Origin of the sequence: Aquimarina sp. BL5, assembly GCF_003443675.1 — a bacterium.
Taxonomy (GTDB): domain Bacteria; phylum Bacteroidota; class Bacteroidia; order Flavobacteriales; family Flavobacteriaceae; genus Aquimarina.
The window spans coordinates 2,342,403-2,357,275 of sequence record NZ_CP031963.1 but is presented as its reverse complement, the minus strand read 5'-3'; the positions used below and the strand labels follow the sequence as shown (position 1 = coordinate 2,357,275).

Genomic DNA, 14,873 nt, shown 5'->3' with positions numbered 1-14,873 from the left:
GTTTTGGCAGTAAAAGATAAAAACATATTAAACAGGTTATACTTCATTGCGGGATGTATGTTCATCTTCGCAATTTTAGTTGTGGTAAAGCTGGCGAAAACACAATTCGTAGAGGGTGATATGTATCGTGCTAAGGGAGAACAACGTGTTTTTAAAACATTTGATATCCCGGCAAACCGTGGTAATTTATATGATAGTAAAGGTAATCTGTTGGCTACATCGGTACCTAAATATGACATTCGTTTTGACGCGGTTACGGTAACAGACAAAGATTTCAGAGAAAATATCACAGAGTTGTCTAAAGCATTGTCAAAAGAGTTTGGTAAATCAGCAGAACATTACGATGATGTATTAAGGAGAGCTAGAGATAATAAAAACAGATACTTTTTAATTCAAAGAAATCTAGGGTATTCTCAATATATACGGGTTAAAAATTTCCCTTTGTTAAAATATGGCGCAAACCGTGGGGGATTGATTGTAGAACAGCGAACAATTCGAGAACATCCAATTGGGAAAATAGCAGAAAGAACCGTTGGGTATGAACGTCGCGATGATCAAGGGTATTATACCAGAGTTGGATTAGAAGGTGCTTATGGACCTTTTTTGAGAGGAAAAGAAGGAAAACGTAAAAAACAAAAAATAGCAAAAAATCAATGGAAACCTATTGGAGATGCTAATGAAGTAGAACCGCAGGATGGGTACGATGTGATTTCTACAATAGATGTGAATGTTCAGGATATCACACATCACGCTTTATTGGCTCAATTAGAAAAGTTTGAAGCAGAACACGGAACTGTTGTGGTGATGGAAACCAAAACTGGGGAGATAAAAGCAATCTCTAATCTTGGACGTACCAAGTCAGGTAAATACTATGAGAAATTGAATTATGCAGTCGGAGAATCTCATGAGCCAGGATCAACATTTAAACTAATGGCTATGGTAGCAGCTTTAGAAGATAAAGTTATTGACTCTAGTTATGTAGTAGATACTGAAAATGGTCGTGTAAAATTTTATGATAGAGTTGTAAAAGATTCTAAATGGGGTGGATACGGAAAAATATCTGCTGCAAAAGCATTTGAATTGTCATCAAATACTGCTTTTGCAAAGATAATTGATGAAAATTATAAGAATGACCCAAAGAAGTTTGTAAATAGATTAATGAATATGGGGTTACACAAAACCTTAGGATTATCTATTAAAGGGGAAGGCAAACCAAAAATTCCTTATCCAGGAGATAAAGATTGGTATGGTACTACATTGCCATGGATGGCACACGGATACGGTGTTGCAATAACTCCGCTTCAAACATTAGCTTTCTATAATGCCATAGCTAATAATGGGCAGATGGTAAAGCCTAGGTTTATAAAAGAAGTAAAGGCTTGGGATAGAACCAAAGAAAAGTTTGACAAAGAAGTACTGAATCCGGCAATATGCTCTAAAGAAACAGCAAAGATTGTTCAGGAAATGATGAAAAATGTAGTAATCAGAGGAACGGCGGATAATATACAGACTGAGAATTTTCAGATAGCAGGAAAAACAGGTACATGTTGGGGTAATTATGGGAAAGCTAAAGAAAGAGAATACATATCCTCTTTTGCAGGATATTTTCCTGCAGAAGATCCTAGATACTCTTGCATAGTAGTTATTCATAAGCCTAATAAAGAAAAAGGATATTACGGGAATATCGTTGCAGCTCCGGTTTTTAAAACAATAGCTTTAAAAGTTTACAATGATATACCGGTTGTTGATGAGGTGTCTCCCAACATTGTTGAAAGCAAAGAAATAGAAAAAAGCTATGAGGAATACTTTCAGAAGGCAAGAAAATACAAAACTATAATGCCAAATTTAAAAGGGATGCCCGCTATGGATGTTATTTCTCTTTTAGAAAATATGGGATTAAAAGTAGAAGTAAAAGGCTCAGGAAAAGTAAAGAGTCAATCGATTGAGCCAGGAACCAAAGTACAAACAAATCAAACTATTAGAATAGAGTTATCGTGATCGAGTTAAAAGATATTTTATATAAAGTGCCTATGAACGCTGTCGTTGGAAATACTACGACTCGCGTAAGGAAGATCGAATTCGATTCAAGAAAAGTCGAACAGGATGATGCGTTTGTTGCGATTAAGGGAACTGTAGTAGATGGTCATGATTATATTGAAAAAGCTATTGACCAAGGAGCAATAGCTATCATATGCGAAACAATGCCAGAATTTTTGATTGATGGTTTGGTATATGTCCAGGTAGAAGATGCACAGAGAGCACTGGCAATAATCGCAGCGAATTACTATGGATCTCCATCAGAGAATTTAAAACTTGTGGGAGTAACAGGTACTAATGGAAAAACAACCATAGCTACTTTGCTGTATCAACTCTTTAAAAAGGCTGGCTATAAAGTTGGCTTGCTATCTACGGTAAAAATTCTTGTTGATGATGTAGAATATAAGGCAACCCATACAACGCCAGACTCTTTAACAATAAACTACTACCTAAAGGAAATGAATGAAACAGGTGTAGAATATTGCTTTATGGAAGTAAGTTCTCATGGAATTGATCAGAAGCGTACAGCTGGTTTGGTGTTTGAAGGAGGTGTTTTTACAAATCTGTCACATGATCATCTTGATTATCATAATACTTTTAAAGAGTACAGGGATGTAAAAAAAGTGTTTTTTGATGAATTAGGTAATAAGGCGTTTGCATTAACTAATAAAGATGATAAAAACGGAAGCTTTATGCTTCAAAATACGAAGGCTAAACAATATACGTATGCATTAAAATCTTATGCAGATTTTAGGGGGCAAATTTTAGAAAATAGCCTTGGTGGTCTGCTGTTGAAGATAAACGATAATGATGTTTGGACGAGACTTATAGGAAGCTTTAATGCTTATAATCTATTAGCAATTTTTGGAACAGCAGAGTTATTAGGACTCGAAACATTGGAAATTTTACAACTACTAAGTGATCTGGAAAGTGTTAGTGGAAGATTTCAATATCTAATTTCTGATAAAAAGATTACCGCTATCGTTGATTATGCACATACACCAGATGCGCTAAAGAATGTGTTAGAAACAATTAATGATATACGAACCAATAATGAAACTTTAATCACCGTGGTAGGTTGCGGAGGTGATAGAGATAAAGGAAAAAGGCCTGTGATGGGTAATATCGCTACTACATTAAGTAATAAAGTAGTTTTTACCAGTGATAATCCAAGAACAGAGAGTCCTGAACAAATTATTGAAGATATAGAGAAAGGTGTAGAGCCTCAGAATTATAAGAAAATAATGTCAATTACAGATAGAAAGCAAGCTATAAGAACTGCTTGTCAATTCGCAGAAGAGAACGATATTATTTTGATAGCAGGTAAAGGTCATGAAACCTATCAGGAAATAAATGGAGAGCGAATAGATTTTAATGATTTTGAAATAGTAAAAGAAGAACTAAAAAAAATAGGAAAATAAATAAATCCTTTCAGCTCTGTTCTTTTTGGAATGGAGATAAAAGGTGAAAATATATATGTTATATTATTTGTTTCAATATTTAGAAAGTGAATACCAATTTCCTGGAGCATCCTTGTTTCAGTTTATCACATTTAGGGCGGCAATGGCGATTATTCTATCGCTATTGATTTCTACTATTTATGGTAAACGAATCATAATTTTTCTGCAAAAAAAACAGATGGGAGAGAGTATTAGGGAACTTGGTTTAGATGGACAGGCTGAAAAAGCAGGTACTCCAACTATGGGTGGGATTATAATAATTTTAGCTACACTGGTTCCAGCACTACTTTTTGCTAAACTTGACAATATTTATATCATCCTCTTGATCATAACCACTTTGTGGATGGGTGTTATTGGTTTTACAGATGATTACTTAAAAATTAAAAAGAAAGATAAAGAAGGATTAGCCGGGAGATTTAAGGTAATAGGTCAAGTGGGACTTGGACTTATTGTGGGTTGTACTATGTATTTTCACGATGATATTACAGTTAAAGAAGAAAAGGTTAATTCTGATATAGAACAAGTTATAACGGTAGAAGGTGAATCGGATTTTAACCCAGCAATCAAATCTACAAAAACAACCTTACCGTTTATTAAAAATAACGAGTTCGATTATGCTAGCTTGATTACATGGATCAATCCTAGTCTAGCTAATTACGCTTGGTTGGTTTTTATTCCTATTGTGATTTTTATTGTAACAGCCGTTTCTAATGGTGCTAATCTTACGGATGGAATCGATGGATTGGCAGCTGGTTCTTCTGCCATTATTGTGCTTACGTTGGCTTTATTTGCCTGGGTATCAGGTAATATTGTTTTCTCTGATTATCTAAATGTGATGTATATCCCTAATTCTGGAGAGATGACTATTTACATAGCGGCATTTGCAGGAGCATTGGTCGGTTTTTTGTGGTATAATACCTATCCGGCTCAAGTGTTTATGGGTGATACGGGTAGTTTAACGATTGGAGGAATAATAGCAGTAATAGCAATTGCAATACGTAAAGAGTTTTTAATTCCGATTGTATGCGGAATCTTTTTTATAGAAATTGTATCTGTGATGATGCAAGTGAGTTGGTTTAAATATACCAAGAAAAAATATGGAGATGGAAGAAGAATTTTTCTAATGTCACCATTACATCATCATTATCAGAAAAAAGGAATACACGAAAGTAAGATTGTAGCTAGATTCTGGATTATAGGAATTTTCCTGGCAATCATTGCTGTGATTACTTTAAAGGTAAGGTAGTGTGAAAAGATTAGTTGTTTTAGGTGCAGGTGAAAGTGGAGTGGGGACTGCTATTCTAGCGAAGAAAGAAGGATTTGATGTATTTGTTTCTGATAAGGGAACAATTACAGATACATATAAAGAAGTTCTTGGAAATTTTGAAATCGAATGGGAGGAGCAAACGCATACAAAAGATAAAATTCTGAATGCAGATGTGGTAATGAAAAGTCCAGGAATTCCTGATAAAGTAGCTTTAGTTCAGAAGTTACTTAACAAAGGAGTGTCTGTGGTATCGGAAATTGAGTTTGCTTCAGAGTTTACATCAGCTAAAATTGTTGGAGTAACAGGAAGTAATGGTAAAACTACTACCACAATGCTTACGAATCATGTATTGAAGAATGGAGGCTTGGACATAAGTATGGCGGGTAATATTGGAGATAGTTTTGCAAAGCAAGTTGCAGAAAATGATACACCATATTATGTGTTAGAGTTGAGTAGTTTTCAGCTGGATGGAATTAAAAAGTTTGCACCGCATATTGCAGTGTTAACGAATATTACACCGGATCACTTGGACCGATATGAATATAAATTTGAAAATTATATCGCTTCAAAGTTTAGGATCACAATGAATCAAACAGAAAGTGATTATTTCATCTACGATGGGGATGACGAAGTAATTATAAAGTATATAGAAGAGCATCCTATTCGTTCAAAATTATTACCATTTTCATTAAAGAAGAAGGTAGAAAACGGAGCGTATTTGGAAGGAAAAAACATAAAAATAACAATAGACAACAACGAATTTATCATGCCAACAAAAAATTTAGCATTAAAAGGAAATCACAACGTGAAAAATGCAATGGCAGCTGCCACGGTATCACAATTATTAAAAATTAGAAAGACTACCATACGGGAATGTCTTGAGAATTTTCATGGAGTGGAGCATCGTCTAGAAAATGTACTTAAAATAAACAATGTTCAGTATGTGAATGATTCTAAAGCAACAAATGTTAATGCTACTTTTTATGCACTAGATGCTATGAAATCAGCAACTGTATGGATCGTTGGTGGCGTTGATAAAGGAAATGATTATACAGAGCTATATCCTTTAGTTAATGAAAAAGTAAAAGCAATTATTTGTTTAGGTGTAGATAATACAAAGATAATTAATGCTTTTGGTAATTGTGTGGATAATATAGTAGAGACACAGTCTATGAAAGAAGCCGTTAATATAGCTTATAAAATTGCGGAGCGTAATGAAAATGTGTTGTTGTCACCAGCTTGTGCGAGTTTTGATCTTTTTAAAAATTACGAAGAGCGTGGAAGACAATTTAAAGAAGCTGTTCGCGAGTTGTAATGAAAGAAAATAGATTTAGAAAACGGGAAATAAATAATTACAATAAAAAATAAAGAAGAATATACATTGACCAAGGTTTTAAAAAATATAAAAGGAGATAAGGTGATATGGGCAATTGTTGCGCTGTTAGCATTGTTTTCATTTCTTCCTGTGTATAGCGCTAGTAGTAATCTAGCGTATTTATATGGTGATGGAAACACTTTTGTGTTTTTGATAAAGCATTTTGCACACTTGCTTTTGGGGTTTGGTATCATGTACTGGGTTCATAAAATTCCATATCATTATTTTAAAGGGCTTTCTATTATTATGTTGCCTGTTGTTGTAGTCTTGTTGTTGTTTACAATGGCTCAGAATAATACAATTGGTGGAGCAAACGCTAGTAGATGGATTCGTTTGCCATTTGTAGGGGTTACCTTTCAGACTTCCACCTTAGCAGCTGTTGTTTTAATGGCCTATGTAGCCAGGTATCTTTCTAAAATTAAGGATAAGAAAACAACTTTTAAAGAGTCGTTGATTCCACTTTGGTTACCCGTTTTTATAATTCTTATGCTGATACTACCAGCTAACTTTTCTACCGCAGCGATTATTTTTTCTATGGTAATTATGTTAGTGTTTTTAGGAGGGTACCCTCTAAGGCATATTACGGTAGTACTAGGAACAGGTTTATTAGCACTCACATTTTTTATTTTAACAGCGAAGGCTTTTCCCGATGCTTTTCCTAACAGAGTTGATACATGGGTGAGTAGAGCGGAGAATTTTTTTAATGATAAAGATACACCAGAAGATTATCAGATAGAACGTGCAAAAATTGCAATAGCCAGAGGAGGAGTTATGGGAAAAGGGCCTGGTAAAAGTGTACAAAGAAACTTTTTGCCGCAATCTTCATCTGATTTTATTTATGCTATAATTATTGAAGAGTGGGGATTAGTTGGAGGCGTTTTTCTAATGTTTCTATATCTAATGCTCTTGTTTAGATTGGTCATCGTTGCTCATAAAAGCTCTGATGTATTTGGTAAACTGTTAGTAATTGGTGTAGGGTTACCTATCGTTTTTCAGGCGTTGATTAATATGGCTGTTGCTGTAGAATTATTTCCAGTGACAGGTCAGACACTTCCTTTGGTTAGTAGTGGGGGTACATCCATTTGGATGACATGTATGGCAATAGGAATGGTGTTAAGTATAAGTAGTAGCAGAGAGGAAATGTTAGAAACAAATCCGTCTAGTGCGAACGGTGAAAATGAAGAAGATTCAAATATAAAAGAAGAAAATCCATTAGAGGTTTTGAGTGAAGCAATATGAAGGAACAGCCAAGAATCATATTATCAGGTGGGGGAACTGGAGGACATATTTATCCTGCGATTTCTATTGCCAATGAATTAAAGAGTAGGTATCCTGAAGCTTCTATATTGTTTGTAGGTGCTAAAGATCGTATGGAAATGCAAAAAGTTCCACAAGCAGGTTATGAGATAGAAGGTCTATGGATTAGTGGTATTCAACGTAAGTTGTCGTTGAGTAATTTGTTGTTTCCTTTCAAGTTATTAAGTAGTCTTTGGATGTCCAAAAAGATTATCAAAAAGTTTAATCCGGATGTTGTAATCGGTACAGGTGGTTTTGCTAGTGGTCCATTATTGAAAATGGCAAATTCTGCAAAAATCCCAACGGTGCTTCAGGAACAGAATTCTTTTCCTGGTATTACTAATAAGTGGCTGGCAAAAGCTGCAGATAAAATTTGTGTTGCTTATGATGATATGGAACGCTTTTTTCCAAAAGATAAAATTATCAAAACAGGAAATCCTGTTCGTCAGGATTTACTGGAAATAAACAGTAAGAGAAAAGATGCCATTTCTAAGTATAATCTCGATCCCGAAAAGAAAACAGTTTTGGTTATAGGTGGAAGTCTTGGTGCAAGAAGGATCAATCAGTTGATTGAGAAAGAACTTGGTTTTTTTGCAAAGAAAGAGATTCAAATACTTTGGCAGTGTGGTAAGTTATATTATGATGAGTATCAAAAATACGATGCAAATAGAGATGTGCAAGTACATCAATTTTTGGATACAATGGATATGGCATATGCTGCTTCTGACGTAATCGTTTCAAGAGCTGGAGCTAGTTCCGTTTCAGAATTATGTATTGTGGCGAAACCAACATTGTTTATTCCATCACCAAATGTAGCAGAAGATCATCAAACTAAGAATGCGAATGCAATTGTAAGCCAAAAAGGAGCTAAAATGCTAAAAGAAAGCGAGCTTGATGAAAAGTTTCAGAAAACAATTACTCAATTATTAGAATCTGAGGCTATGCAGATAAAACTGACGCATGTAATAAAAAAATTAGCATTACCCAATGCAACCAAAGATATCGTAAATGAAATCGAACAAATAATAAGAAAAGAAAAGGTAGAACGTTAAAGCATGAATAAGGGCTTAAAAGACATAAGGAATATATATTTTATCGGTATCGGAGGTATTGGTATGAGTGCTCTTGCACGATACTTTAAGTTTTTAGGTAAAAATGTGGCAGGATATGATAAAACGCCAACTCAGATTACTTCAGATTTAAAAGAATTAGGAATTGAGATTCATTTTAGCGATGACGTAAATGCAATTCCAGAGTTGTTTTTAAATCCAAATGAAACACTGATTATTTATACTCCGGCGATTCCAGTGAATCATTCAGAATTGAACTATGTGAAAAACAATGGATTTTCGATTAAGAAAAGAGCCGAAGTTTTAGGGATTGTTACAGAAAACACATACACCTTGGCTGTAGCTGGAACTCACGGAAAAACAACCACTACCGCAATTTTGGCTCATTTGTTAAAAGAAAGTGGAGCAAAAGTAACAGCTTTTTTGGGGGGTATAAGTGAAAACTATAATTCAAATCTTATACTAGAAGGGAATGAAGTGGTAGTTGTAGAAGCAGACGAATTTGATAGATCATTTTTGCAACTCTATCCGGATATCGCTTCAATTACCTCTATGGATGCAGATCATCTGGATATTTATAAAAAAGCCAATGAGTTAGAAGAATCATTCTTGGAATTTTCATCTAGAGCAAAAGACCATCTTTTGGTTTGTAATGGATTACCTCTTTCTGGTAATACTTATGGAATAGAAGATGATTCTGATTATTGTGCTCAAAATGTACGAATTGATAATGGCACATATATTTTTGATTTAAAAACACCAACTCAACTCATTAAGGATTTGCATTTAAACCTGCCAGGTAAACATAACTTGTTAAATGCTACAACAGCCTTTGCTATGGCATTGCTATACGGCTCCCCAACCACTGCCTTAGCAAAGGCTTTATTTTCTTTTAAAGGAGTTCAGAGGCGTTTTAGTTATCAGGTCAAATCCGATGATTTAGTTTATGTAGATGATTATGCACACCACCCAACAGAGATTAATGCGTTGCATCAGGCAATAAGAGAGATGCATCCGGGAAAAGAGGTGTTAGCAATTTTTCAACCTCATTTATATAGTAGAACTCAGGATTTTGCAGTTGATTTTGCAGAAAGCCTTAGTCAATTCGATCAATTATTACTGTTGGATATATATCCAGCAAGAGAGTTGCCGATTGAAGGAGTAACTTCAGAATGGTTGCTGGGAATGATAAAATTAGAAAACAAAAAAATAGTAAAGAAAAATAATTTAGTAGACGAAATTTTAAAGAGTAATGCTCGTGTAATTACAACAATTGGAGCAGGTGATATAGGAGAAGAAGTAACTAGTATAAGAGAAGCATTGTTGACGTTATGAAGAAGATTTTGACATATACGAAATTTGCAGGTCTTGTGGCTTTGATAGCATTTCTTTTTGCATTTACAGGCAATCGAAATGATAGTAGAAAGATCAAAGAAGTAGAGATAGAATTTGTCGAAGAACAGAATCCTTATGTAAATGAATTAACGGTTAATAAATTGTTAATACAAAATCAGGTAGGGGTGACGGACGTAGGTAAAGAAATTTTAGTTTTGAATATTGTAGAGAAGGGACTGGATGCACACAAAATGATTGAAGATTCAGATGTGTATCTTACTGTAAACGGACAACTTAAGGCAAGAATCAAACAGCGTACGCCAATTGCAAGGGTGAATGCGGTTGTTCCTTTTTATGTAGATGTTACAGGTAATACGATGCCATTATCGGATAATTATTCGGCTCATGTTCCTCTGGTAAGTAATGTTTCTGAAAGAGAAGTTTCAGAAATTTTTCCTTTGTTAAGAAAAATTCAGCAAGATGAGTTTTTAAAAAAACATGTGGTAAGTGTTTATAGAAACCAGAGTGGAGATTATGAGTTAGGGTTAAGAGTGTATGCTTTTAAAGTAATTTTTGGTAAAGTAGAACAATTGGATAATAAGGTTGAAAACTTTAAGGCTTTTTATCAAAAAGCACTAAAAGATAAAAGCCTGGATAAATATAAAAAAGTCAGTTTGCAGTTTAGAAATCAAGTTGTGTGTACAATAAAATAATACCAATATGGGAAGAGAAGAGAATGAAATAGCGGTAGGATTAGACATAGGAACAACAAAGATTGTTGCTATGGTTGGGAGATATAATGAGTATGGGAAGATGGAAGTATTGGGTGTTGGTAAATCCAAAAGCCTTGGTGTGCACCGTGGTGTGGTAAATAATATTACTCAGACTATACAGTCAATTCAACAAGCTGTTCAGGAAGCAGAGAGTGTTTCTGGAGTAAAAATAAGCGAAGTAACAGTTGGTATAGCAGGTCAGCATATAAGAAGTTTGCAACATAGCGATTATATCACGCGTCCTAATGCGGATGCGGTTATTGATGAAGAGGATATTGACACCTTATGTAATCAGGTGCATAAATTAGTAATGCTTCCTGGTGAAGAAATATTACATGTATTACCGCAGGAATATAAAGTAGATGGTCAAGCCGAAATAAAAGAACCTGTAGGAATGTACGGAGGAAGACTTGAAGCTAATTTTCATGTGGTAGTCGGTCAGGTAACATCTATTAGAAATATTGGGAGATGCGTAAAAAGTTCTGGATTAGAATTATCAGATGTTACGTTGGAACCTTTAGCTTCTGCGAATGCAGTGCTAAGTCAGGAAGAAAAAGAAGCTGGTGTAGCATTAATTGATATAGGAGGTGGAACTACTGATCTAGCTATTTTTAAAGATGGAATTATCCGTCATACGGCTGTAATTCCTTTTGGAGGAAACGTAATCACCGAGGATATTAAAGAAGGTTGCTCCATTATTGAGAAACAAGCAGAGTTGCTTAAAATTAAATTTGGATCTGCTTGGCCAGGAGAAAATAAAGACAATGAGATTGTTTCTATTCCAGGATTAAGAGGAAGAGAGCCAAAAGAGATTACACTAAAAAACTTATCTAAAATTATCCATGCACGAGTTGTGGAAATTATAGAGCAAGTTTTTTTAGAAATCAAAAATTATGGTCACGAATCTCCTAAGAAAAAATTAATTGCAGGGATCGTTTTGACTGGTGGAGGATCACAATTGAAACATCTAAAGCAATTAGTAGAATATATTACAGGTATGGATACTCGTATAGGATATCCCAATGAGCATCTGGCAGGTAATAGCGATCCAGAAACCACAAGCCCTATGTACGCAACGGCAGTAGGATTGGTGATGGATAGCCTAGTACATATTGGTAAACAGAAAAAGGCTGCTATAAAAGAAGCTATAGTAGAAGAGGAGATAAAAGAAGAAGCCACAACGATCGAAGGAGAAGGTATCGAAGAGGAAAAACCAGTAGTGGATAATAGACCTAGAAAAAATATCCTAGAGAAATGGACTGAGAAGTTCAAGGAGTTTTTGGATAACGCAGAGTAGGACCGAACGTATAGAAAATGTCTAGTAGACATTTTTTAGTGAGGTGCCAGCGTTTAGAGATGGCAAAATATAGTTCAGTTTTGAACATAAGATGATATTAAAAATAAAAGTAAGAGAACAAGAAAATTAGCAATTATGAGTAACAATGAGGAGTTCGAGAACATTTCTTTTGATTTGCCCAAGAATCAATCAAATGTAATTAAAGTTATTGGAGTTGGAGGAGGTGGTAGTAATGCCATTAATCATATGTTCCAACAGGGAATCAAAGGAGTTGATTTCGTTATTTGTAATACCGATGCGCAAGCATTAGAAAATAGTCCTATTCCGAATAAGATACAGTTGGGAGTGTCTCTTACAGAAGGATTAGGAGCAGGTGCTAACCCAGAAGTGGGCGAACAATCTGCGGTAGAAAGTTACGAAGAGATTAAAAGGATGCTGGATACCAATACCAAGATGATATTTATCACTGCAGGTATGGGTGGAGGAACAGGAACAGGAGCAGCACCGATTATTGCTAAAATGGCAAGAGAATTAGATATTCTTACAGTGGGTATCGTTACAATTCCATTTCAGTTTGAAGGGAAAATGCGTAACGAACAGGCGCAGTTAGGTGTAGAAAAACTCCGTGCTCAGGTAGATTCTTTAGTAGTTATCAATAACAATAAGCTACGAGAAGTATACGGTAATTTAGGTTTTAAAGCTGGTTTCTCTAAAGCAGATGAAGTACTTGCTACTGCATCTAGAGGTATCGCAGAGGTAATAACACATCACTATACTCAGAATATTGATTTACGTGATGCTAAAACGGTACTTAGTAATAGTGGTACAGCAATAATGGGCTCTGCTAATGCCTCAGGTGCTAAACGTGCTCACGATGCTATTGTAAAAGCATTAGACTCGCCACTGCTTAACGATAATAAAATTTCGGGTGCTAAAAATGTACTTTTATTAATAGTTTCCGGAAAAGAAGAAATTACTATTGATGAGATAGGAGAGATTAATGATCACATTCAGCAAGAAGCCGGTCATGGTGCTAATATCATTATGGGAGTTGGAGAAGATGAATCATTAGAAGATGCAATTTCTGTAACGGTAATAGCAACAGGTTTTGATGTAGAACAACAAGATGAAATTGTAAATACAGAAACAAAAAGAATTATTCATACCTTAGAAGAGGAGCAACGTGCGGCGACTCATGATTTGACTCCTAAGTCAACATCTAGAACGACTCCGATAATAGCTCCTGCACCTCAGAAAGAAGAAGTGAAAGAAGAGCCGATTATCAAACATGAATTAGTTGAGGAAGAAGAGGAGGAAAATATTAATGAATCTTTGTTATTACCCACTACCGAATTTCTTAAGAATTTAGATGTTGTAGATCACGAAGTGGTAAACCCTTTCTCTACGGAGAGTGATTTTGTTATCATCAATGCTCAGGAAATCATCAACCAGATAGAGGTTAACGATGCTAATGAAATTGCTGCAGAAGCGGAAAAAGAAAAAGAAGATCAGTTTACCTTGGCATTTGATATGCCTGTAAGTGGAAATGAGGATAGCAATGAACATAACCGGATTGAAGAGACTACACCTGCTATTGTAAATAAGGAAGAAGAGGAAAAACCAATAGTTTTTGATCTTACAGATGATATTTTAGAAGTGGAGGTAAACGAGCCTATAGAAGTAGTTCCTGTAACTGAAGTTGAAACCGGTGGTGTTCGTAAGTATAGTCTTGAGGAGTATATGGAAGAGGAAAAAAGGTTAATAGATGCTACACCTGAAGCAGAAGTAATGGAGGAAGATAAAGAAGTAGTTTTTGAAAAGAAAACTATTGCTCCTGCTCCAGAATCAGAACCTTCTGAAGGTGATGATCCTATAGATCAACCAATTTCTGAAACCCTAAAAGCCAGAGCTGCGGAGCGTAGAGCTAAAATGAAGGAGTTTAATTATAAGTTCAGAAATAATGCATCTAATATAGATGATATCGAAAAAGAGCCTGCTTATAAACGTGCTGGACTGGATGTAGATTCTAAACCAGGATCGTCTGAGTTATCAAGAACTTCTTTAGGGACAGATAGTAATGATGATATTCAATTAAGAAAAAATAATTCTTTTCTACATGACAATGTAGATTAATTATTTGTCATGCTAGCTCTTCGAAGAGCTCAGCCTAAAACTTTGGAATAGAATCCACAATTTAATGAAATTAGATAAACTAAACCGATAATCTAAAATGGATTATCGGTTTATTTTTTATCTTCGCAATCCAAAAGATTAAAACCACTAGTTATGAGTTTACAGGCGAAAGTAATGACTGCTATGAAAGAAGCAATGAAAGCAAAGGATACCAATGCATTAACATCATTGCGAGCTATCAAATCTGCTATTTTATTGGCTCAAACAGAAAGTGGAGCTAAAGAAGAATTGACAGAAGATCAGGAGCTGAAATTATTACAGAAGCAAGTGAAACAACGTAAAGATAGCGCGGCTATTTTTGCGGAGCAAGGTAGAGATGATCTAGCGCAACCAGAATTGGATCAGGCAAAGGTAATTGAAGCATTTTTGCCAGAGCAGATGAGCGAGGAAGAAATAGAAAAAGTAATTGCTGATATCATTGCTAAAACAGGTGCATCAGGAATGAAAGATATGGGTAAGGTAATGGGAATGGCTTCCGGACAACTAGCGGGTAAGGCAGATGGAAAAACGATTTCTACTATTGTAAAAGCTAAATTATCTTAGATCAAATAATGCGGTAAAAGCATAAAGACAATGGCCCAGTGGCGCAACTGAATAGCGCATCAGATTTCGGCTCTGAGGGTTGGGGGTTTGAATCCCTCCTGGGTCACTATAATTAGAAAACCACGCCAATGGCGTGGTTCTTTGTTTTTTTGGAGAAACCGGAAGCTAAAAGCTTCGAGGTTTCGTGGGAAAATAAAGAACTAGAGCGATAGCTTATGGTTTTCTAT

General features: G+C 35.3%; 11 protein-coding genes and 1 tRNA gene. All 12 read left to right on the top strand.

What is annotated here, in order from left to right; genetic code table 11:
- The first annotated feature begins 3 nt into the window (after positions 1–3).
- Complete coding sequence (locus tag D1818_RS10185; RefSeq protein ID WP_162897271.1) at positions 4–1,998, top strand: penicillin-binding protein; 1,995 nt, start codon at positions 4–6, stop codon at positions 1,996–1,998.
- The gene (locus D1818_RS10180) at positions 1,995–3,458 is read left to right on the top strand and encodes a UDP-N-acetylmuramoyl-L-alanyl-D-glutamate--2,6-diaminopimelate ligase (protein ID WP_118458592.1); all 1,464 of its coding nucleotides are present in this window, start codon (positions 1,995–1,997) and stop codon (positions 3,456–3,458) included. The genes D1818_RS10185 and D1818_RS10180 overlap by 4 nt, the downstream gene beginning before the upstream one ends.
- 55 nt (positions 3,459–3,513) lie before the next feature.
- Entirely contained in the window at positions 3,514–4,743 is a 1,230-nt protein-coding gene (gene mraY / locus D1818_RS10175) for a phospho-N-acetylmuramoyl-pentapeptide-transferase (protein WP_118458590.1), read from the top strand.
- 1 nt (position 4,744) lies between these two features.
- A complete protein-coding gene (murD, locus tag D1818_RS10170) occupies positions 4,745–6,079 on the top strand; it encodes a UDP-N-acetylmuramoyl-L-alanine--D-glutamate ligase (RefSeq protein ID WP_118458588.1) in 1,335 nt (444 codons plus the stop codon).
- Between the two features lie 66 nt (positions 6,080–6,145).
- A complete protein-coding gene (locus D1818_RS10165; protein WP_118458586.1) occupies positions 6,146–7,378 on the top strand; it encodes an FtsW/RodA/SpoVE family cell cycle protein in 1,233 nt (410 codons plus the stop codon).
- On the top strand, positions 7,375–8,487 hold the full coding sequence (murG, locus tag D1818_RS10160; RefSeq protein ID WP_118458584.1) for an undecaprenyldiphospho-muramoylpentapeptide beta-N-acetylglucosaminyltransferase: 1,113 nt from the start codon (positions 7,375–7,377) through the stop codon (positions 8,485–8,487). The genes D1818_RS10165 and murG overlap by 4 nt, the downstream gene beginning before the upstream one ends.
- 3 nt (positions 8,488–8,490) lie before the next feature.
- A complete protein-coding gene (murC, locus tag D1818_RS10155) occupies positions 8,491–9,840 on the top strand; it encodes a UDP-N-acetylmuramate--L-alanine ligase (RefSeq protein WP_118458582.1) in 1,350 nt (449 codons plus the stop codon).
- Positions 9,837–10,553 carry a cell division protein FtsQ/DivIB gene (locus tag D1818_RS10150; protein ID WP_118458580.1) on the top strand — a complete coding sequence of 239 codons (717 nt, stop codon included), beginning with the start codon at positions 9,837–9,839 and terminating at the stop codon, positions 10,551–10,553. Before murC ends, D1818_RS10150 begins: the two co-directional genes overlap by 4 nt.
- A 7-nt stretch (positions 10,554–10,560) precedes the next feature.
- Positions 10,561–11,910 (top strand): cell division protein FtsA, encoded by a 1,350-nt coding sequence (gene ftsA / locus D1818_RS10145; RefSeq protein ID WP_118458578.1) that lies wholly within the window; start codon positions 10,561–10,563, stop codon positions 11,908–11,910.
- Between the two features lie 135 nt (positions 11,911–12,045).
- Entirely contained in the window at positions 12,046–14,043 is a 1,998-nt protein-coding gene (gene ftsZ / locus D1818_RS10140) for a cell division protein FtsZ (protein ID WP_118458576.1), read from the top strand.
- A gap of 153 nt (positions 14,044–14,196) precedes the next feature.
- The gene (locus D1818_RS10135; protein WP_118458574.1) at positions 14,197–14,646 is read left to right on the top strand and encodes a GatB/YqeY domain-containing protein; all 450 of its coding nucleotides are present in this window, start codon (positions 14,197–14,199) and stop codon (positions 14,644–14,646) included.
- Between the two features lie 32 nt (positions 14,647–14,678).
- Positions 14,679–14,752 (top strand) — tRNA-Arg (locus tag D1818_RS10130).
- Positions 14,753–14,873: the final 121 nt, after the last annotated feature.